This is a genomic window from Mesorhizobium sp. BH1-1-4, from assembly GCF_020165665.1.
GTDB lineage: Bacteria > Pseudomonadota > Alphaproteobacteria > Rhizobiales > Rhizobiaceae > Mesorhizobium.
Genome location: NZ_JAIUIN010000007.1, coordinates 120,879 through 141,276, shown reverse-complemented (window position 1 = coordinate 141,276; position 20,398 = coordinate 120,879). Strand labels below are relative to the sequence as shown.

The 20,398-nt window shown below is 63.9% G+C and carries 21 protein-coding genes; 8 read left to right on the top strand and 13 right to left on the bottom strand.

What is annotated here, in order from left to right; genetic code table 11:
- Nucleotides 1-7: 7 nt before the first annotated feature.
- The 6 genes from LB569_RS15130 (at nt 8) to LB569_RS15105 (ending at nt 6,493) form a co-directional block, all read left to right on the top strand.
- The gene (locus tag LB569_RS15130) at nt 8-1,366 is read left to right on the top strand and encodes an aspartate aminotransferase family protein (protein WP_224693016.1); all 1,359 of its coding nucleotides are present in this window, start codon (nt 8-10) and stop codon (nt 1,364-1,366) included.
- 2 nt (nt 1,367-1,368) lie between these two features.
- Complete coding sequence (locus LB569_RS15125; RefSeq protein WP_224693015.1) at nt 1,369-2,379, top strand: 2-hydroxyacid dehydrogenase; 1,011 nt, start codon at nt 1,369-1,371, stop codon at nt 2,377-2,379.
- Nucleotides 2,380-2,633: 254 nt separating this feature from the next.
- Nucleotides 2,634-3,662, top strand: coding sequence for a 2-aminoethylphosphonate ABC transporter substrate-binding protein (locus LB569_RS15120; protein ID WP_224693014.1), 1,029 nt, complete (start codon nt 2,634-2,636; stop codon nt 3,660-3,662).
- A 32-nt stretch (nt 3,663-3,694) separates the two neighbouring features.
- Nucleotides 3,695-4,840 carry an ABC transporter ATP-binding protein gene (locus LB569_RS15115; RefSeq protein WP_224693013.1) on the top strand — a complete coding sequence of 382 codons (1,146 nt, stop codon included), beginning with the start codon at nt 3,695-3,697 and terminating at the stop codon, nt 4,838-4,840.
- A complete protein-coding gene (locus LB569_RS15110; protein ID WP_224693012.1) occupies nt 4,833-5,693 on the top strand; it encodes a 2-aminoethylphosphonate ABC transporter permease subunit in 861 nt (286 codons plus the stop codon). The genes LB569_RS15115 and LB569_RS15110 overlap by 8 nt, the downstream gene beginning before the upstream one ends.
- A 2-nt stretch (nt 5,694-5,695) precedes the next feature.
- Nucleotides 5,696-6,493: an ABC transporter permease subunit gene (locus LB569_RS15105; protein ID WP_224693011.1), complete on the top strand. Its 798-nt coding sequence runs from the start codon at nt 5,696-5,698 to the stop codon at nt 6,491-6,493.
- An 11-nt stretch (nt 6,494-6,504) separates the two neighbouring features.
- Here the strand turns inward: LB569_RS15105 and LB569_RS15100 are convergent, their stop codons facing one another.
- The 8 genes from LB569_RS15100 to LB569_RS15065 all read right to left on the bottom strand — a co-directional run bounded on the left by LB569_RS15100 (nt 6,505) and on the right by LB569_RS15065 (nt 13,800).
- Nucleotides 6,505-6,954, bottom strand: a complete 450-nt coding sequence (locus LB569_RS15100; RefSeq protein ID WP_224693132.1) for a MaoC/PaaZ C-terminal domain-containing protein — start codon at nt 6,952-6,954, stop codon at nt 6,505-6,507.
- Nucleotides 6,951-8,027 carry a Gfo/Idh/MocA family protein gene (locus LB569_RS15095; protein ID WP_224693010.1) on the bottom strand — a complete coding sequence of 359 codons (1,077 nt, stop codon included), beginning with the start codon at nt 8,025-8,027 and terminating at the stop codon, nt 6,951-6,953. Before LB569_RS15095 ends, LB569_RS15100 begins: the two co-directional genes overlap by 4 nt.
- Nucleotides 8,020-8,349: an L-rhamnose mutarotase gene (locus LB569_RS15090; RefSeq protein ID WP_224693009.1), complete on the bottom strand. Its 330-nt coding sequence runs from the start codon at nt 8,347-8,349 to the stop codon at nt 8,020-8,022. The genes LB569_RS15095 and LB569_RS15090 overlap by 8 nt, the downstream gene beginning before the upstream one ends.
- Nucleotides 8,350-8,358: 9 nt before the next feature.
- On the bottom strand, nt 8,359-9,471 hold the full coding sequence (locus LB569_RS15085) for a mandelate racemase/muconate lactonizing enzyme family protein (protein ID WP_224693008.1): 1,113 nt from the start codon (nt 9,469-9,471) through the stop codon (nt 8,359-8,361).
- Between the two features lies 1 nt (nt 9,472).
- On the bottom strand, nt 9,473-10,570 hold the full coding sequence (locus LB569_RS15080; RefSeq protein ID WP_224693007.1) for an ABC transporter ATP-binding protein: 1,098 nt from the start codon (nt 10,568-10,570) through the stop codon (nt 9,473-9,475).
- A 3-nt stretch (nt 10,571-10,573) separates the two neighbouring features.
- Entirely contained in the window at nt 10,574-11,440 is an 867-nt protein-coding gene (locus LB569_RS15075; protein WP_140705339.1) for a carbohydrate ABC transporter permease, read from the bottom strand.
- A gap of 17 nt (nt 11,441-11,457) precedes the next feature.
- A complete protein-coding gene (locus tag LB569_RS15070; protein ID WP_224693006.1) occupies nt 11,458-12,354 on the bottom strand; it encodes a carbohydrate ABC transporter permease in 897 nt (298 codons plus the stop codon).
- Between the two features lie 126 nt (nt 12,355-12,480).
- Complete coding sequence (locus tag LB569_RS15065; RefSeq protein ID WP_140705343.1) at nt 12,481-13,800, bottom strand: ABC transporter substrate-binding protein; 1,320 nt, start codon at nt 13,798-13,800, stop codon at nt 12,481-12,483.
- Between the two features lie 167 nt (nt 13,801-13,967).
- Between LB569_RS15065 and LB569_RS15060 the strand changes: the two genes are divergently transcribed.
- Both LB569_RS15060 and LB569_RS15055 read left to right on the top strand, forming a co-directional pair.
- Complete coding sequence (locus tag LB569_RS15060) at nt 13,968-14,753, top strand: IclR family transcriptional regulator (RefSeq protein WP_224538462.1); 786 nt, start codon at nt 13,968-13,970, stop codon at nt 14,751-14,753.
- A gap of 64 nt (nt 14,754-14,817) precedes the next feature.
- A complete protein-coding gene (locus LB569_RS15055; RefSeq protein WP_224693005.1) occupies nt 14,818-15,657 on the top strand; it encodes an amidohydrolase family protein in 840 nt (279 codons plus the stop codon).
- A gap of 65 nt (nt 15,658-15,722) precedes the next feature.
- Here the strand turns inward: LB569_RS15055 and LB569_RS15050 are convergent, their stop codons facing one another.
- The 5 genes from LB569_RS15050 to LB569_RS15030 all read right to left on the bottom strand — a co-directional run bounded on the left by LB569_RS15050 (nt 15,723) and on the right by LB569_RS15030 (nt 20,376).
- Nucleotides 15,723-16,691, bottom strand: coding sequence for an ABC transporter permease (locus LB569_RS15050; protein WP_224693004.1), 969 nt, complete (start codon nt 16,689-16,691; stop codon nt 15,723-15,725).
- Nucleotide 16,692: 1 nt separating this feature from the next.
- The gene (locus LB569_RS15045) at nt 16,693-17,637 is read right to left on the bottom strand and encodes an ABC transporter permease (RefSeq protein WP_224693003.1); all 945 of its coding nucleotides are present in this window, start codon (nt 17,635-17,637) and stop codon (nt 16,693-16,695) included.
- Nucleotides 17,634-18,377 carry an ATP-binding cassette domain-containing protein gene (locus tag LB569_RS15040; RefSeq protein ID WP_224693002.1) on the bottom strand — a complete coding sequence of 248 codons (744 nt, stop codon included), beginning with the start codon at nt 18,375-18,377 and terminating at the stop codon, nt 17,634-17,636. Before LB569_RS15040 ends, LB569_RS15045 begins: the two co-directional genes overlap by 4 nt.
- Nucleotides 18,370-19,107: an ATP-binding cassette domain-containing protein gene (locus LB569_RS15035; protein WP_224693001.1), complete on the bottom strand. Its 738-nt coding sequence runs from the start codon at nt 19,105-19,107 to the stop codon at nt 18,370-18,372. Before LB569_RS15035 ends, LB569_RS15040 begins: the two co-directional genes overlap by 8 nt.
- A gap of 81 nt (nt 19,108-19,188) precedes the next feature.
- The gene (locus LB569_RS15030; RefSeq protein ID WP_224693000.1) at nt 19,189-20,376 is read right to left on the bottom strand and encodes an ABC transporter substrate-binding protein; all 1,188 of its coding nucleotides are present in this window, start codon (nt 20,374-20,376) and stop codon (nt 19,189-19,191) included.
- Between the last annotated feature and the right edge of the window lie 22 nt (nt 20,377-20,398).

Here is a 20,398-nt window from a genome sequence, read left to right as displayed (position 1 = left end):
GAGGGCGATGGCCGCGATATCCGAGCTTGTGCATACAGAGGGCGATTCCAACACCACGGCGGCGCGCGGCCGCTGGGATGCCGGCCAGGACGATCCCCGCATTCGCGGCCTGCTTGACCGCGATGCTGCCGCGTTCATGCACCAGAGCCTGTCCAGCCCTTGTCTTTCGACGATCGCCAAGGCTGAAGGCATCTGGATCGAGGACACCGCCGGCCGCCGCTTCATGGATTTCCATGGCAACAGCGTCCACCATCTCGGCTACGGCCACCCCAGACTGGTGGCGGCGATCAAGAAGCAGCTCGACGATCTCTGCTTCGCGCCACGCCGCTTCACCTGCGAACCGGCCGTCGAACTGGCGGAGAGACTGGCGGCCCTCGCGCCGGGCGATCTCGGCAAGGTGCTGTTCACCACCGGCGGCTCCGACGCCATCGAGGTCGCGCTGAAGATCGCGCGCGCCGCCACCGGCCGCTTCAAGACTGTATCGTTCTGGGATGCCTTTCACGGCGCCGGTTTTGGCGCCGCCAGTGTGGGCGGCGAAGCGACCTTCCGCTCGCACATATCAGGTCCGATGATGACCGGCACCGAGCATGTCGCGCCCTGGGACGGCTATCGCTGCCCCTATGGCCACGATTCCCTGGAGGCATCGGGCCTCGCCTGCGCCAACATGATCGCCTATGTGCTCGGCCGCGAGCAGGACGTGGCGGCTGTTATCGCCGAGCCGATGCGCGCGACGCCCAATCCACCGCCGCCCGGTTTCTGGAAGCGGGTGCGCGAGGCCTGCGACCGGCACGGCACGCTGCTGATCTTCGACGAGATTCCCACGGGCCTCGGCAAGACCGGCAAATTCTTCGCCCACGAGCATGACGGCGTGACACCAGACATCGTCGTCCTCGGCAAGTCGCTCGGCGGCGGCATCTTGCCGCTCGCCGCCGTCATCGCACGCAGCGATCTCGACGTCACCGGCGGCTTCGCCATCGGCCACTACACCCACGAGAAGAACCCGGTGACGACGCGTGCCGCGCTGACCACCATCGACATCATCCTGGAGGAGGGGCTCGTCGAGCGCTCGGCCGAGCTTGGCCGCCATATGCTGGGGCGGATGCAGGATCTGATGGCGCGCTCGCCCCATGTCGGCGCTGTCAGGGGCAGGGGGCTGATGGTGGGCGTCGAACTGGTCGCGGATCGTACTTCACGCCTGCCGGCGCGGGAGCTCGCCGAACGTGTCTTCTACACCTGCCTGGAGCAAGGCCTGAGCTTCAAGGTCAGCCAAGGCAACGTGCTGACACTCTCGCCGCCGTTGGTCATTTCGAAGACCGATCTCGACCGGGCGCTCGACATCGTCGAAGCCGCGGTGCTGGCGGCCTGACCGTGAAGGCCGTCCGCACCGACCGGGAACTCGAATGCCCCGGCATTGACGCCGGCCTGCGGGCGAGAGGCGTCGACCTGGTGACGCTGCCGGATGGCATTCCCGAAGCCGATCTCATCAAGGCAGTGGCCGACGCCGATCTTCTGCTCATGTGCTATACGCCGATCACCGCGCGAGTGATCGATGCGGCGCCGAAGCTGAAGGGCATCGTCAAATATGGCGTCGGCATCGATGCCATCGACATCCCCGCCGCGATGCGGCGTGGTATTCCCGTCGTCAACGTGCCCGAATATGCCGAGGAAACCGTTGCCGAAGGCGCCTTCGCGCTGATGATTGCGCTGGCCAAGCGGCTGCCGGCGATCACGCAGGCAATGGCGCGCGATGGCTGGATCTGGCCCGAGCAGGGCTGGCTGGGGCGTGATATTTCCGGCGCCACGCTCGGGCTTGTCGGCTGCGGCAAGATCGGCCGCAGCATGGCGCGGATGGCCGGCCAGGGATTTCGCGCCCGCGTGCTTGGCTTTGATCCCGGTGTCGATGCGGCGACGATGCACGCCGCCGGCATCGAGAAGGCGGACGATCTCCATGCCATGCTGGGCGCCTGTGACTTTGTCTCCATCCATTGCGTGCTGAACGACCAGACACGCGGCCTGATCGGCGAGCACGAACTCGCCTGCCTCAAACCCTCGGCAATCATCGTCAATGTCTCGCGCGGCGCGCTGATCGATGAGGCGGCCCTCGTCGAGGCGATCGTTGCCGGGCGCATCGGCGGGGCCGGCCTCGATGTTTATTCGGTGGAGCCGCTGTCGAAGTCAGGCCATCCGATGAGCGCGCTGTTCGGTCGCGACAATGTGATCCTGTTTCCGCATCTTACTTTCTTCACCCACGAGGCCATGCGCCGGCTGGAAGACGACACGCTCGCGCGGTGCTTCGAGATTCTCGACGGGCGGCCGGTGACCATTCGCTCACATGATCCGCGATTGCGGGCGCAGACGGCAGGCATTACGTTCGGCTGATAACCGATATTTTTCAAGCTCATAGCCGGTCTCCGCCCGGCCACGTTTCTATCCACGACGTGGATGCGACAGTTCCATGACAAATATCAGAGGAAGTTTGGCTCTCATAAAATAAATAGATTTTACTTATCGATCCCCGATCCCCAGAGTTGTCGCAACGAAGACATCCAACCGGCTCAACGTCCATAAGAGACCCAAGGCCGGTTGGTCCTAGTGCATCGCAGAATGTGCCTTCAATCAAAGGGGAACTCGTCATGAAATCACGAAACGCAACCATGGTCGCGGCCTTCACCGCATTGCTCGCATCGGCGGCTCTCGTCGGCCCGGCGCTCGCCGACGGCGTCGTCACCGTCTACTCCGCCGACGGCCTGCATGACGGCAATGGCAGCTGGTACGAGACCGAATTCGCCGCCTTCACCAAGGCCACCGGCATCACCGTCCAATACATCGAGGCAGGCTCGGGTGGCGTCGTCGAGCGCGTCGCCAAGGAGAAGTCGAACCCGCAGGCCGACGTGCTGGTGACCTTGCCGCCCTTCATCCAGCGCGCCGCCGCGGATGGCCTGCTGCAGGACTACAAGCCCGAAGCCGCGTCCCAGATCGACGGCGGCACCGACAAGTACCGGCCGCTGGTCAACAACTACATGAACTTCATCTACAACAGCGCCGTGCTGTCGGAAGCGCCGAAGAGCTACAACGACCTGCTCGATCCGAAGTTCAAGGGCAAGATCCAGTATTCGACCCCCGGCCAGGCCGGCGACGGCACTGCCGTCATGCTGCAGATCATCCATGCCTTCGGCGGCGAGGACGCCGGCTTCGAATTCATGAAGAAGCTGCAGGACAATAATGTCGGCCCGTCCGCCTCGACCGGCAAGCTGACCGCGCTGGTCAACAAGGGCGAACTGCACGTCGCCAATGGCGACCTGCAGATGAACATGTCGCAGATGGCCGACAATCCCAACATCAAGGTGTTCTGGCCTGCCGGTCCCGACGGCGTGCGCTCCACCTTCGCGCTGCCCTACGAAATCGGACTGGTCACCGGTGCGCCGAATGGCGACAACGGCAAGAAGCTGATCGACTTCCTGCTGTCCAAGGAAGCCCAGTCGACCGTAAGCTCGATTGCCATCGGCATGCCCGCCCGCAAGGACGTGGCGCCGTCCGATGCCAACTTCGCCAAGCTGCAGGAGGCGATGAAGGGCCTGACCATCTGGTCGCCGAACTGGGACGAGGCGCTGAAGAAGCTCCCCGACTACGTCCAGAAGTGGAACGAAGCGACCGGAAGCTGACACCCGAGGGCAGAAATCCGGAGGACCAAGCCATGTCGGCCGTCGCTTTCACAGGTCCCAGTGTCATGGATATCGACGCCGCGAAAATTCGCGGCGTCGGCTCCAACGTCCACTTCGACAAGGTCAGCGTCGCCTATGGCGCCCATGTCGTCCTGCATCCGCTGACCCTCGACATCGCGCCGGGCGAAATCCTGGCGATGATCGGCCCGTCCGGTTCAGGCAAGACCACGGCACTACGCGCCGTGGCCGGCTTCGTGCGGCCGGCAAGCGGCCGCATCCGCATCGGCGCGACCGACGTCACCGACCTGCCGCCCTATGAGCGCGGCCTCGGCATGGTGGTGCAGAACTACGCGCTGTTCCCGCATATGCGCGTCGAGGACAACGTCGCCTTTGGCCTGCGGGCACAAGGCGCCAACAAGGCGTTGATCGGCGAACGGGTGAAGGATGCGCTCGCCACCGTCGGCATGGCGACATTTGCCCGGCGTCATCCGCGCGAACTTTCGGGCGGCCAGCAGCAGCGCGTCGCAATTGCCCGCGCCCTGGCCGTGCGGCCGCGCGTGCTCCTGCTCGACGAGCCGCTGTCGGCGCTCGACGCGCAGATCCGCCGCAACATGGTGGAGGAGATCGCCCGGCTGCACCGCAGCCTGCCCGGCCTGACCATCCTCTATGTCACCCATGACCAGACCGAGGCGCTGACGCTTGCCGACAAGATCGCCATCATGCGTGACGGCAGGGTCTGTTCGCATGGGCCGACGACCGAACTCTATCGCCGCCCGCCAAACCGCTTCACAGCCGAGTTCCTCGGCCGCGCCAACCTGCTGCCGGTGACGGTTGCCGAAGCTGCCGGCCCGAAGGGCTTTGCCACGGCAAGGCATGGTGATGCCGTGCTCACCGGGGCCGGCCGCGACGAGAAGGCCGGCGACAAGAGCCTGCTCTGCATCAGGCCGCAGCATCTCAGCCTGACGGCAGACAGCGAGCACACCAACCGCATTGTCGGCACGCTGAGCGAAGTGCACTGGCAGGGCGAACTTACCCATCTGGTTCTCGATGTCGACGGCACGCCGGTGCGTGTCTCGGCGACGAAACTGCCTGTCGCCTTGCCCGAACCTGGCGCAAAGGTGCCGCTGTTCTTTGCGCCGGCCGATACGTCGCTTCTTCCGGAAGATGCCAGTGTCTGAAGCGCTCGCCATTGCTGCGCCGACGGCGAGGAAGCGAGAGCCGGGCCGACTATGGATCGTGCCACCGGCGGCGCTGCTGGCGCTGCTGTTCTTTTACCCGCTGGCGCTGATTATACGTCAGGCCTTCCTCGACGACACCGGTGTCGCCAATGTCGCGGAGATCATCCGCGTCCTGCATTCGCGCTTCTTCGTCAACGCGCTGATCAATACGGTGACGATCTCGGTCACCGCGACCGCCGGTTGCCTGATCGTCGGCCTCGTGCTGGCGCTGATCCTGGCCTTCGTGCCGTTCCCCGGTAGCGGCTTCATCGCCCGGCTGATCGACACCTTCATCGCCCTGCCGACCTTCCTGGTGACCTTGGCCTTCACTTTTCTCTACGGCTCCGCCGGCATGCTCAACTCCGGGCTGATGGAGGCCTTCTCGCTGCCGCTGCCGCCCGTCGATTTCCTCTATTCGACCTGGGGCGTCGTGCTGGCGGAAATCACGGTTTACACGCCCTTCATCCTGCGGCCGCTGCTCGCCGCCTTCTCATTGGTCGATCGCGGCCAGATCGAAGCGGCAAGCGTGCTTGGCGCGCGGCCGTTCCGCATCGTGCGCCAGATCATCCTGCCGGCGGCAATTCCCGCCCTCATCGCCGGCGGCAGCCTCTGCCTGCTGCTCACTGTCAACGAATTCGGCATCGTGCTGTTCATCGGCGCTAAGGGCGTGATCACGCTGCCGTTGCTGATCTATGGCAAGGCAATCCAGGAATCGGCCTACCAGGTCGCCTGCATCATCGCCGTGGTCAACATCGCGCTGTCGCTCGGCCTGTTCGGCCTCTACCGTTTCGCCGCCGGCCGGTTGGGATTCTAGCCATGCTGGTCTGGTCGCGCTCCGGCCGCTTGGTGATCTGGGTGATCTTCGCGCTGATCTTCGGCGTGCTGTTCCTGGCGCCGCTGGCTGTCATCCTCTTGTCCAGCCTCGCCGACCAATGGAACGGCGTGCTGCCAAATGGCTTGACCACGGAGCACTACGCCGATGTCGCCAAGGGCGCGGCCTTGAACGCGGTCAAGGCGAGCCTCGTCACCGGCTTCGCGGCAAGCGCATTGGCGCTGGTCAGCGGCACCTGGGCGGCCTTGTCGCTTCGTCTTCAAGGGCCTGCTTTGAAGCGGCTGCTCGGCCTTTTGTTCTTCATCCCGAGCGCGGTGCCTTCGGTGTCCGTCGGCCTCGGCCTGTTGGTGGCCTTCAGCCACCCGCCGCTGCTGCTCAACGGCACGATCGCCATCGTCATGATCGCGCATTTCGTGCTGATCTCGGCTTTCACCTTCGGCAATGTCTCGGCCGGGCTGGCGCGGCTGTCGCCCGACTTCGAGCAGGTCGCGTCGAGCCTCGGCGCACGGCCGGCCTACCGGCTCTGGCATGTCACGCTGCCCTTGCTCGCGCCCTATCTGGTCGCCGCCTTCGGGCTGAGCTTCGCGCTGTCGATGGGGGAGCTCGGCGCCACCGTCATGGTTTATCCGCCGGGCTGGGTGACGCTGCCAGTGTCAATCTTCTCGCTCACCGATCGCGGTGACATCTTTGCTGGTGCCGCACTGACCATGATCCTGGTAGCGGCGACGCTGATCCTGCTGCTTGGGCTGGAGCGCATCACCAAGCGTGCCACCGGTGCATAGCGGACATTGCCTCAGGCCGGCTTGCGTTCGACGATGTAGATGTGGTCGGCAGCCAGCACCACTTCGCCGCGCTGGTTGATCACCTCGCAGCGCTCGATCACGCGTCCTGAAGCCGGCCGCTTCGGATCGTCTTCCTTGGCCGCGATGGTGGTGCGTGTGCGGATGGTGTCGCCGATGAACACCGGCTTGATGAAGCGCAGCCGGTCATAGCCATAGGAAAAGGCAACGGGATTGATGACCGTCGCCGTCAGCCCGATGCCGACCGAGAACACCAGCGTGCCATGCGCGATGCGCTGGCCGAACGGCGTCGTCTTCATGAACTCTGCGTCCATATGATGCGGGAAGAAATCGCCGGTATGTCCGGCATGGACGACGAAGTCGGTCTCGGTGATGGTGCGGCCGCTGGTGAGGCGTGACGAGCCGATCTCGTAGTCCTCGAAATAGGTGATCTGTTCCATCAGGGCCTTTCCGCGATCGGCGTCGCTGGCGCCGCGCTCGAGCGATAGGCCGCTTCCACCAGCGCCATTGTGCTCCAGGCGTCCTCGACCGAGCTGATCAACACATCGTCTTCGCCCGATGCAAAGCGCTGGACATTGGCCATCCGCCCAACAAAGGCGTCGGGAAACCATTCGCCTGCCAAAGGCACTGCGATCCAATCGCTCCCGCCTTTCGGGTAGATTTCCAGAATGTCCGGCTCGCCTCGGGGATAGTCGAGGTTGAGACCGAGCTTGAGATAGGCCGCACCCTCGGTGCCGCTGATGCGGAACTCGCAGGCCTGGTGCCGGCGCCCGAACTTGTGGTCGTGGTTGATCGATAGCGCGCAGCGCACCGTGTCGCCATAGTCGAGAATGGCGCTGGTGCGCGTCTGCGCCACTTTGTGATTCGGATGGCCAAGCGTCTTGGCGTGAACACCCTTGGGGTCGCCGAGCAATTGCCGGATCAGGTCGAGATAGTGGATCGAATGCATGGCGATCTCGACGCGCGGCGCCTTGAGCAGGAATTCCCACAATTGCCACGGCGTCGCCAGTGCCAGCCAGGCGTCGAAGTCGACGACCTCGCCGAGCCAGCCCTTGGCGACGGCGTCCTTCAGCGCCAGCATCATCGGCGCGAAGCGAAGCTGGAAATTCACCGCCGCTCTGAGATTCCCGGCGCGGCAGATTTCGAGGATTTCGGTTGCTTCGCCGAGATAGTTGCCCATCGGTTTCTGGATCAGGGCGACCGCGCCGTCGGGCAGAGCCTTCAGAATCTCGGCATGCCGTCCCGGTGGCGTCGCCAGATCGAAGATCGCGTCGTTCACTCCAGCGGCCTCCTCCACCGAGCGGAAGACGGAGACCTCCCATTTTTCGGCCAGGGCCCGCGCTTTGGCGTGGTCCGGGTCGTAGAGACCGGCGATCGGAAACCCCGCCTTCCGGTAGGCGGGAAAATGCGCGTCGCCGACGATCGACCCTGCGCCGAAAGTGACGATCGGTCGGGGTTGTGAGGGTTTGGCCCAGGCCTGGACAAGTGAGGCAGGGTCGAAACCGCCTTCAGTCATGGTGAAAGACCTCGTCCATCGAAGCCCACCATTCACCCTCCTTGCGGGTCGCAAACGGCTCCTGGTAAGGTATGCAGACGGCCCACCATTCCTGCGTCTTCGGGTCCGCCGCCATTTTTGCCATGTCGGCCACGTAGTCGGTGCCGTGGTACTCGAAGGTGCTGAACAGCAGGTTCTCCGGCCGCTTCAGGTAAATGGAATAGTTCTTGATGTTGCAGGCCGAAATCATGGTCAGCACGTCGGGCCAGACGGCGGCATGCAGGCGAACATATTCCTCGACCTTCTCCGGCTTCAGCCCGAGTACAAATCCCATCCGCTGCATATCAACTCCTTATGTTGTGATCGCCGCGGTGAATTCGGCGATGCTCAGGGCCTTGACCGCGTCCCAGTCCCAATCGATGCCGATACCGGGCTCGTCGGGCGCCAGCGCATGCCCATCCTCGATGCGCATGCGCTTGCCGGTCAACTGGTCGAGTTGAGGAATGTACTCGACATATCTGCCGTTCTGAACAGCGCAGGTCAGGCTGACATGCAATTCCATCAGGAAATGCGGGCAGACCGGAATGTCGAAGGCCTCCGCCGCATGGGCGATCTTGAGCCAGGGCGTGATGCCCCCGATGCGGCCGACATCGACCTGTACGATCGAGCAGGCGCCTTTCTGCATGTATTCGCGGAAATGGCGCATGGAATAGAGCGACTCGCCGATGGCGATCGGCGTCGGCGTTGAGTTGGACAGCCTGATGTGTCCGTCTATGTCGTCGGCGGGCAGCGGCTCCTCGATCCAGGCGAGGTCGAGTTCGCGCAACCTCGCGGCGCGCCGGATCGCCTCGTCGACGGAAAAACCCTGGTTGGCGTCGGTCATGATCTCGTAGCCGTCACCGACCGCCCTGCGCACTGCCGCGAGCCGCGCGAGATCCTCCGATCCATGCGGCCTGCCGATCTTTACCTTCGAGCCGCGAAACCCCTTGGCCTTGGCGGCCAATGCATCATCGACCAGCGCCTGGGTCTCGATGTGCAGCCAGCCGCCTTCGGTCGTGTAGAGCGGGCAGCGGTCCTTGGCGCCGCCGGCGAGCTTCCACAGCGGCAGGTTCTGCTTCTTCGCCCTGAGATCCCACAGTGCCGTGTCGATCGCCGCGATGGCGATGGCCGTGATCGCGCCGACCGTGGTCGCATGGGTGGCGAATTCGAGATCGTGCCAGATCGCCTCGATCATGTCAGGGTCGCGGCCGACGAGACGTGGCGCGAGATGGTCGGAGAGCAGCCGCATCACCGACGAGCCGCCGGTGCCGATCGTGTAGCTGTAACCGGTGCCGACCGCGCCATCGGAATCCGTGATGGTGACGATCGGCGTTTCCTGGCTGACGAAACTCTGGATGGCGTCGGTGCGCTTGACCTTGGGGACGAGGTCGACCATCCGCAGTTCTATCTTTTCGATCCTGGCCATTTCAGCTCCGCAATGTCTTGCCGGTGTCGACGGCAAACAGATGCGCTTGCGACAAGTCCAGGCTCATCGTCACCCGCTCGCCAGGCTTCAGTGGGCGCGGGTTCAGCATGCGCGAAACCCAGTCGCTGCCGTTGAACTCGACGAACACCAGCGTCTCGTTGCCGAGCGGTTCGGTGACGGTGATCGGCAGTTCGATCTGGTGCACGTCCGCGGCACCGCCGGAGCTGATGCCATGGCCGGTCGGATAGATGTCATCGGGCCGCAGCCCGAACACCACCTTGTCGCCGGCGGCGACATTGGCCTTGAACTGGGTGGGGAGGGGCAATCTGGCGCCGCTGGCGAAGACCAGTTGGCCGTCACTGACCGTGGCCTCATGCAGGTTCATAGGCGGCGAGCCGATGAAGCCGGCGACGAAGCGCGTCGCGGGCCGGCGGAACACTTCGTCTGGGGTGCCAACCTGTTCGATATGGCCGTCGCGCATGATGACGATACGGTCGGCAAGCGTCATCGCCTCGACCTGGTCGTGGGTGACGTAGATCACCGTCGACTGCACCTTGGCATGCAGCTTCTTGATCTCGGTGCGCATCTGCGTGCGCAATTTGGCATCGAGATTGGAAAGCGGCTCGTCGAACAGAAACACATCCGGGTCGCGAACGATGGCGCGGCCCATGGCGACGCGCTGGCGTTGCCCACCGGACAGTTGCGAGGGGCGGCGGTCGAGCAGCGTGTCGAGGCCGAGTATGGCCGACGCCTCCGCGACGCGTCGGTCCATATCGTCCTTGGCGGCGCCCGCGATCTTGAGCGAAAAGCCGAGATTCTCGCGCACCGTCATGTGCGGATAGAGCGCGTAGGACTGGAACACCATCGAGATGTTGCGCGAACGCGGCGGCAAATCGTTGACGACGCGCCCGCCGATCTCGATCGAACCGGCGCTGATCTCTTCCAGCCCGGCGATCATGCGCAGGGTTGTCGACTTGCCGCAGCCGGAAGGGCCGACCAGCGCGATGAATTCGCGGTCGGTGATATCGAGGTCGATGCCATGCACGATCTCCATATTACCGTAGCGCTTGGTCAGCTTTTTCAGGGAAACCGTTGCCATGGATCAGCCTTTCACCGCGCCGGAGGTCAGGCCGCCGACAAGGTGCTTCTGGACGATGAAAGTGAGGGTGAGCGCCGGGATAATCATCACCACGGCGAGCGCGCACATGCCGCGCCAATCGATGGTGAATTCGGCCGTGTAGTCGAGCAGGCCGACCGGCAGCGTCTTGGCGCTGACCGAGCGGGTCAGTTGCGAGGCCAGCGCGAACTCGTTCCAGCAGGTCAGGAAGGCGAAGATCGCGGCCGATGCGATACCTGGTCCGGCGAGCGGGAACTCGACCTGCCAAAAGGCCTGCCAGCGCGTGCAGCCGTCGATCTGGGCGGCTTCGGCGAGATCCTTGGGCACCTGGCGGAAGAAGCCGTCGATCAGCCAGATCGTGAACGGCACGTTGAGTGCGACATAGGCCAGGATCAGGCCGAAATGCGTATCGATGATGCCGAGCCGCACATAGAGGAAGAACAGCGGCAGCGACAGCGCGATGCCTGGCACCGTGCGGGTCAGCATCAGGCCGAGGAACACGCTCGACTTGCCGCGGAAGCGGTAGCGCGCGAAGGCATAGCCCCCCGCCATGCCGATGGCGACCGCGATCACCGTCGAGGTTACCGAGATGATCAGCGAATTGCGAAAGTATTCGATGACCGGGATGCCGCCCTTGCCGATGCCTGAGAACATCGCGACATAGGCGTCGAAGGAGATTTCCTGCGGGATCCACACCGGCGGTTTGGCCATGATCTCGACTGTCGGCCTGAGCGACGACAACACGATCCACAGGCCAGGCAGGCAGATGGTCAGCATCGCCAGGAACAGGCCGATGCGATAGACGATGCCGAGCAGCCGGCGCTTCAGGCGGGCGGAAGAATTCTCGTTCATCTTCACCACCCCGCCCTTCACCACTCGGCGCCGATTTGCGTGCGCGCCGCGGCGAGCTTGTTGAAGAAATAGACGGTGAAGGCGATCGACAGCAGGATCGAGAAATAGGCCATGGCGTTGGCCATGCCCATGCGCCCGTCGCTATAGGCGGTGCGCGCCACCAGCGTCCACAACAGCTCCGTGCGGCCAGCCGGTCCGCCATCGGTCATGATCTTGACGATGTCATAGGCGCGCGCGACGTCGAGCGAGCGGATGGTCATGGCGATGTAGGCGAATGGCATCACGAACGGCCACGTCACATAGCGGAATGTCTGCCACGGCGTGCAGCCATCGACGCGCGCCGCCTCGATCGGCTCCTTCGGCATGGCGAGCAGGCCGGCGAGAATGAGAATGGCGAAGATCGCCGTCGATGACCAGATCTCGGCGACCGAAATGGCGATGAAGGCGAGATGGCCTTCGATCAGCCACGGGATGGCATCCCTGGTCATGCCAAGCGACTGCAAGGCGTTGTTCACCAGGCCGATATTGTCGTTGAACATGAACTTGAACTGGAAGCCGACCAGGATCGGCGAGAACATCATCGGGAACATCATCAGCGTGCGTAGGATGCGTTGCCCGCGCGTCGCCTTCTCGACCAGCATCGCCAGGCCGAGGCCAAGCAGCATTTCGAGATTGAGCGCGATCGTCAGCAGCAGAACCGTGCGCCCGAACGCCCACCAGAAATCGGTGTTGGCCAGTATCGAAAGATAATTGCGGAAACCGATGAAGACGAAGAACGTCTCGGGCTTGGTCAGCCGGAACGGCGTGAAGCTGGAATAGAGCGACAGAAGCAGCGGCACCACGACGACCGCCGCCAGCACGACGATGGCCGGAAGCAGCAGCAGGAACGGCGCGGATGGCTTGAGGCCCTTCATCGGGCTCCTCTGGTGTCTGGCATTCAAATCTTGGGCCGAGGCCCGATATGGTGAAACGAACAGTGCCGCCAAAAGGCGATCGCCTCCCCCATTTGTGAATGGGAGAGGCGGCTTTGGGAGCAATGCCTAGAGTTTACCGGCGTCCTGAAGGATCTGCGTCGCCTTGGCGGCGGCTTCGTCCAATGCCTGCTTGGAGGTCTTGTCGCCTAGGATCGCCGCCTGCAACTCGGGATAGACGGCGTTCGAGATCTCGATCCATTCAGGCGTCTGCGGCACGGCAAAGGCGTGCTTGGCTTCTTCCTGGAAGGCAGACAGAACCTCCTTCTTGTAAGGATCACTCGCCGCCTGCTGCAGGTCCCAGTCCCAGACTGCGGTGCGGGTCGGTAGCGGACCCGCGGCGGCCTCGAGCTTCTGGCTGTCCTCATTGGTCAGCCACCACACCAGCGACGCCGCGGCCTCCTTGTTCGGGCAGTTCTCGGTCACCGAGAAGCCATGGAAGCCCGACCAGCCGGTGCGCTTGCCGGAAGAGCCCTTCGGTGCGACCTTGACGCCGACATTGCCGGCGACCTTCGACGACTTCGGGTCGTTGAAGAAGCCGGCCCAGCCCGGCCAATCGAGGTTGATGGCGACGGTGCCGGAGGCGAAGCCTTGGCCCAGATCGTCCCAGAGGTAGTTGGTGGTCCCGGCCGGCACCGCCTTGGCCTTGTAGAGGTTGACGAACCAGTCGAGCGCCCGGATGCCGGCCTCGGAGTTGAAGACCGGCTTGCCGTCCTTGTCGAGATATTCGCCGCCCTCGGCGACCACCATCTCATAGAAGCGGCCATTAATCGCCTCTTCCTTGCCGGCGAACTGCGTGCCGTAGAAATTGGGCGGGTTGGCGAAGAACTCGGCCTGGTCGGTGACTTCTTTCCAGGTGTCCGGCGGCACCAGGTCATAGCCGTATTTAGCCTTGAACTTGGCTTTGTTGTCGGCGTTCTCGTAAAGGCTCTTCTGGTAGTAGAGCGCAGAGACGTCGAACTGCGCGCGCGGCAGCATCTCCAGCTTGCCGTCGATGGTCGCCGCCGTGATCGTCGACGGCACGAAGGCGTCGATCTCCGATTTCGGCAGGAGCTTGCTGAGGTCGGTGTAGAGCCCGGTATATTGTGGCGCGAAGGAGGAATGGTTCCAGCCGACGCACCAGTTGGTGCTGCCCGAGGCGATGTCGGACTTGAGCTCCTTGTCGATATCGAAGCCGTTCTTCTTGGTCAGGATGTTGACCTTGGCGCCTGTCGCCTTCTCCCATTCGGGGATGCGCTCGTAGAGCTTTTCATATTGCTGGCCGCCGATCAGTTTCACGTCGACGGTCACGCCTTCGAATTTGCCGGGCAGGTCGCCGGCAAGGGCGGTGCCTGCGCCTGACGCAAGCACCAATGCGCCGGCGCACACGCCGGAAAGCAGTCTGTTCATTGGTATCCTCCCTGGGTGCGCCTTGGCGGCGCCGGCAACTCGTCACGTGACAAGAAGTGCTACATTCATATACAAACAAAACATTCATCCATACGTCAAGGCGAAATTTGTTTCCGCCGGCCGCGTTCCTGCGTATATGAAGAATTGAATTCACTAAGGGATGAGCCATGGACGACAGCGAAGACGAGCGGTACCGCGCGCCGGCGCTTGACAAGGGCCTAGACATCCTCGAACTGTTGGCCGGCGTCGACGGCGGTCTGACCCAGGCCGAGATCGCCAAGAAGCTCGACCGCAGTCCTAATGAATTCTATCGCATGCTCGACCGGCTGGTGCGACGCGGCTATGTCACGCGGCTTGATGGCGACCGCTATTCGCTGACGCTCAAGCTGTTTGGCCTGGCGCAGCTGCACGCGCCGGTGCGCAGGCTGGTTTCCTACGCGACACCGCTGATGCGCGAACTGGCCGAAACCTCGCAGCAGGCTAACCAACTCGTTGTTTTTGATCGTGGTTCCGCTGTCGTCATCGGCCAACAGGAGGCCCCGAATTACTGGGGCATCTCGATCCGTGTCGGCTCCCACATCAGCCTTTTCGACACCGGTTCGGGCCATGTCCTGCTCGCATTCCGTTCACCGGAAGAGCGGCGGATGATGATTTCGGAGCACGTCCGCAGCACCGACAAGACGGCGCAGCCGGCCGAGTTCTTTACCCGGCTCGATCAGATCCGCGACCGCGGCTACGAGATGATGGCTTCCATGCAGACGGCAGGCGTCTTCAACCTGTCGGCACCGGTGCGCGGGTCCGACGGCAATGCCATTGCCGCGCTGTCGATCCCCTACATCACCGTAGTCAATGCGCCGTCCGCGCCCGACATCACGCGGACCATCGAGCTGTTGCTGGCAACCTGCGAAAAGCTGTCGCATCTCGCCGGGTCGGCTGTAGGCTCATCGGTCTAAATTCTTATTTGAATGAAGAATTCCTCCGTGAGATGATCCGGAGAGCCTAGGGGAGGAGCCCGCCATGATCATCGACACCCATCTGCATCTCATCGATCGCTCGGCCTTGCGCTATCCCTGGCTGGCCGGTGTGCCGGCGCTGAACCGCGACTTCTCCTACGAGGAATACGCCGCGGAGGCGCAGCGGGCAGGTGTTGGGCGCGTGCTGCACATGGAGGTCGATGTCGATCCGACCGATATCGAGGCGGAGACCGCCCATGTCGAGGGCCTGTCACGACAGGCGGGCAGCATGCTGGTCGGAGCGATCGCATCTTGCCGGCCCGAGGAGGCGGATTTCCCGGCCTATCTCGAACGCCAGCAGGCAAATCCCTTCGTCAAGGGCTTCCGCCGCGTCCTCCACGTCGTCCCCGACGATCTTTCGGAAGGCGCACTGTTTCGGGACAACATCAAGCGGCTTGCCGGCACCGGTCTGACCTTCGACCTCGTGGTGCTGCCGCGTCAGATCCCCAAGGCGATCGCGCTGGCCGACCTGGCGCCCGACGTCCAGTTCGTGCTTGATCATTGCGGCGTCCCCGACATCAAGGGCAAGAGCGAACACCCCTGGCGCGAGCATATGAGCGAGATCGCGCGGCGCCCGAACGTGATGGCCAAGATTTCAGGCGTTGTCGCCTATGCCGATGCCTCCAGCTGGACCGTCGAGACGCTGCGGCCTTACGTCGAACACACCATCAATGCATTCGGCTGGGACCGTGTCGTCTGGGGAAGCGACTGGCCGGTCTGCACGCTTGGCGGCGGCCTGTCGACCTGGGTGGCGGCGACCCATGCGCTGCTTTCCGGCTGCAGCGTTGCCGAGCGCGATAGGCTGTTGTCGGGAAATGCCCGCAAGTTGTGGCGGTTGAAATAGTGCAATCCAGGAAAAGTGCGTAGCGGTTTTCCGTCGGGAGTTGCGTGAGGCAAGACCCGGCGCCCTCAGATGGTCGTCGAGACGTGCCGCTCGCGACCGTACAGCGAGACCAGCAGCACGATGATGAAGCCCAGCGCCGCCTGCACCGCCGAGGGCTGGAAGCCGAGGCCGATCAGCAGCGTGTTGATTTCGGTCAGCACCAGCACGCCGGCGATCGTGCCGAGATAGCTGCCGCGGCCTCCGACCAGTGCCGCGCCGCCGACGACAACGGCTGCGATGGTCTGGAACAGATAGGGCTGGCCGACATCGCCATAGGCCGAGCCGGTGAAACCGAGCAGCAGCACGCCCGCCACGGCGGCGAAGAAGGCGCTCGCCGCATAGGTGACCACCCACATGCGCACCGGGTCGATCAGCGCCAGCGGCGCGGCGCCAGGATTGCTGCCCAGCGCGTATAGCCGGCGACCGTAAGCCGTTCGTTCCAGCACCAGGACGACGAGCGCCGCCAGCACGATGAGGCTCGGCACCAGCCACGGCACCGGCAGCGGTCCGGCCGATCCGCCGATCGAGACGAAGCTGGAGACCGCTTGCGGTGCCGAGCCCGAGGGGAAGCCGGCGGTCCACAGCAGCACGAGACCCTGCACGACCATGCCGATGCCGAGCGTGACGATCAGCGGCTGGATATCGAGGCTGCGCGAGATCAGCCCGTTCAGCCCGCCGATAAGCAATGCCAGCACGCCGACGAGGCCGCAGACAAGGACAAAATTCCAGCCATCGCCATAGAGCTGTGCGGCCACGACGTTGGCGAAGCCGATGACGAAGGGAATCGACAAATCGATACCGCCCATGATGACGACGAGCGTCTGGCCGATCGAGGCGACGGCAAGCAGCGAAGCAAGCACCAGCATGGCGCGCACGGCAAATGGCGAGGAGTAACCGGGAATGAGGATCGTGCCGGCGAGATGCAGGAGCGCTGCCACACAGAAGGCGCCGGCGACGCGGGCGTTGGTTGTCGCGAACAGATTTCGGCCCGCCATGTCAGCGCCCTCTCATGGCAAGACGCTCCTGCGCTGCTGTCAGCATCACCGCCAGCACGAGGATGGCGCCGTAGGCGATCTGCAGCACGAAGGTCGAGACGTTGAATGTCGTCAGCACGCTCTGCAAAAGGAAGATGTCGACGGCGCCGATCGCGGCACCCGCGACGCCGCCACGCCCGCCTGCCAGGCTGACGCCACCAAGAGCGACCGCGGCGATGGCGATCAGCGTGTAGGTCGGCCCGATATTAGGGTCGGCCGAACCGATCAGTGCCGTCAGCATCAGCCCGGCACAGCCGCCGAGAACACCTGACATGACATAGGCGATGAAGCGCACGCGCGTGACGTCGACGCCGGCGGTGTAGGCGGCACGGTCGTCGCTGCCGACCGCCATCAGCTGGTCGTAGTAAGGCATGCGCCGCACCAGCCCCCAAGCAATGAACATCAACAGCAGCGGCAGCATCGACCAAGGACCCGCCAGCGCCTTCAGCCAGGCCGGCGCCGGGCCGATCGGTGCGGGCAGGATCGTCAGCGTCACGCCGGTGAGGATCAGATAGGTGCCGAGCGTGGCGACGATAGGCTGGATACGCACGACGGTCGCTAGAAAACCGTTGGCCACGCCGACCAGCGCGCCGATGAGCAGAGCCGCCGGGACAAGCAGCAGCGGCGACGAGATGCCGGCCTTGAGGAACAGCACCTCGATCACAGCGGCGTTGACGAAGCCCATCAACGGCCCGACCGAGATATCGATGCCGCCCCGTCCGGCAAGGATCGCCGGCGTCGAGGCGATGGCCGCGCCGATCAAAGGTGCCGCCAGTCCGATCAGCGCGCCCCACGACCCCGGCTGGAAGCGTGCCGGATTGAGGATGAGATTGACCGCCAGCAGGATGACCAGCAGCACGACGGCGAAACCGACGCTCCGCGAAAGAGACAGAAGGCGTGTACTCATGCCGCACGTCCGAACATGGCCGATATCACGCCATCGGTGTTCATGGCTTCGCCGGCAATTTCCGCTGCAACCTCGTTTTCCCTGAACACCAGCACGCGATGGCAGAGGAGCAAGATCTCTTCGATCTCGCTGGACAGGATGACAAGCCCCATGCCCTCGGCGGCCAGCCCGCGAAAGACGTCGTAGAGAACATGGCGGGTCGCCACGTCGACGCCGCGCGTCGGGTCGTTGAGAAGCAGGATCGCGGGTTCCAGCGCCAGCGCCCGCGCCAGCAGCACCTTCTGCTGGTTGCCGCCCGACAGGGTGGTTATCGGCGCATCGGGCCGGGGCGCCACGATCGACAGCTTTTCGCGGTAGAGTTCGTAGCGCGCCTTGCGCGCCGCTGGACTGATCAAGCCAAGGCGGGTATCGCGCGACAGGGTCGATACGGCGAAATTGTCGAGCACCGACTGTGTGGGAAATATGCCGTTCGCGCGTCGGTCACGCGGCAGATAGGCGACGCCGCTGGCGACGGCCTTGCGGAACCCGATGATCTTGTGCGGCCCGCCGGGCAGGTCGAGCGTGATCGAGCCGCCAAGCGGCGGTACCAGGCCGGCGAGCATTTTCAGGAACAGTTCCTGGCCGTGTCCGTCGAGACCGGCAAGGCCGACGATCTCGCCCGGCGCGATGGCTTGCGTGATCGGGCTGGCGCCGGGCGCGATGACGAGGTTGCGAACGGTGAGGGTGCCGCGATCAGCCATGCGCCAGCTCCGCCGCCGTGCGTGGCGCCATGGCTTTCAACAATTCGGCCGGTGTCGAGCTCCCACGCTCTTCGGTGCGCACCACGTTGCCGCCGCGCAGGATCGAGATGCGATCCGACAGCGACATCACTTCATCCATACGGTGGGTGATGAACAGGATGAGGCAACCTTCGGCGGCGAGCGAGCGCATCAGCAGAAACACCGACTCGCGGTCGGCGAAATCGAGCGCGGCGGTGACCTCGTCGAGGATCAGAATTTTTGGGTTACGCACGACCGCACGTGCGAGGACGATGAGTTGCTGCGCGGCGAGCGGCAGCAGGCCGGCGGGCGTGTCGAGCGGAACGTCGGTGACGGCGAAGCGTTTGAGCGCGGCGGCAGCCCTGTCGCGGCGTTCGTTGCGCGGCACCGTGCGCCGCACCAGTCCATCGAGACCAAGCAGAATGTTGTCGGTCACGCTGCGGTCCGGCGCGATTAGCACTTCCTGGAAGACGGTCGCGAAGCCCTGCGCCTTGAAGGCCGAGGGGTTGCCCGCCGAGAACGGCTTGCCTTGCAAAACAATCGCGCCGCTGTCCGGCTGCACGATGCCGGACAACAGCTTGACCATCGTGCTCTTGCCCGAGCCGTTCTCGCCCAGGATGGTGTGAATGGTGCCCGCCCGGAACGCAATCGAGGCATCCGCGAGCGCGACCGTCTCACCATAGCGTTTGGATATGTTTCTGATTTCAAGCATGCCGTGTTTCGAAGCTGGCTGGCCGGCTTCCCGAAGGGAGCCGGCTAGCTGGTCTGTCGCGGACGTCACTTCGAGCGGGCGCTATTTTGCACAGGCATCCGGCACCTTCGAATAGTCCCAGTCCTTGGTCGGTGCCGGGTTGGAGAAATAGGCGTCGAGCCATTCCTCCGGCATCGGATCCTTCGGCGGGATCGGGAAGATCGAGACGGCATCCGTCGTCATGCAGTCCTTGTACCAGGCGCCGAGATCGGCGTTGTGTACCGGCGGGATCGGGATCAGCAGCGTGTTCAGCTTCGGCTTCTGGCCGTCGAGCATGCGCTCGCCGACGCGAAACAGCGTCTGCGCGGTCCAGTGCGGCAATACCGCATGGCCCTCGAAACGGTATTTGTCCGGGTTGGCCTTCCAGTAGCCCAACGCATCACCCGTGATCGAGCCGGTGATCAGCGGCGCTGGCCGGCCGGCCTCGGCAAAGGCCTCCGCGACGACGCGGCTTTCGCTGCCGGTTGTCCACACAGCATCGATCGGCGCCGGGTTGGTCGCGATCGCCTGCAGCACCACGGTCTTGGTGACGTTGGCCGTCCAGTTGCCGTTGACGTTGCGCGAGATCTTGAGTTTGGGGTTCTCGGCAAGCGCCTTGTCGGCGCCCTGGCGCTCCTGCACGACGATCGGGTGGCCGGCAATGCCTTCGACCAAAAGGATGCTGGCCCCATCCGGCTCAGCCTTGCCGATCGCCGTCATCATGTCATAGCCCCAGCGCGCATAGTTGGAATCGACATTGATCGCGTTCGAGCTGGTCACCGACCCGGCCGCCGTTATGAACGGAATGCCGGCCTTGGCGGCGGCGTCGATCGCATCGTCAAGTGCCGTCGCCGAGCCCGGGATCGAGGTGATGATCGAGCACTTCTTGTCGATGAAGGCGCGGATCTGGTTGATCTGCTGGCTGGCGTCGTTGTTGGAGTCCGATACTTCGAAGCTGGACACGGTGCCGTCGGCGATCAGCCCGTCGACAAGCCGCTTCAGTTCCTTGGTGACGGTCACTCGCCACGGATTGCCCTGGTAGGATTCCGAGTGGCACCATTTCCACGGCTTGGGCGGCGGGGTGAAATTGTCCCAGGCCGAAGGCAGCACCTTCTGCGGCGCGCCGTCATATTGCGCCTTGAGTTCATCAGGCAGCCCACCGATGACGCCTTGTACATCCTGGGCAAGAGCATTTGTCGCAAGCGAGGCCAGCGCGGTTGCGGCCAACAGGCCGCGGATCATGTTCTTCATTTTGTCTCCTCCGTTCGGTTTG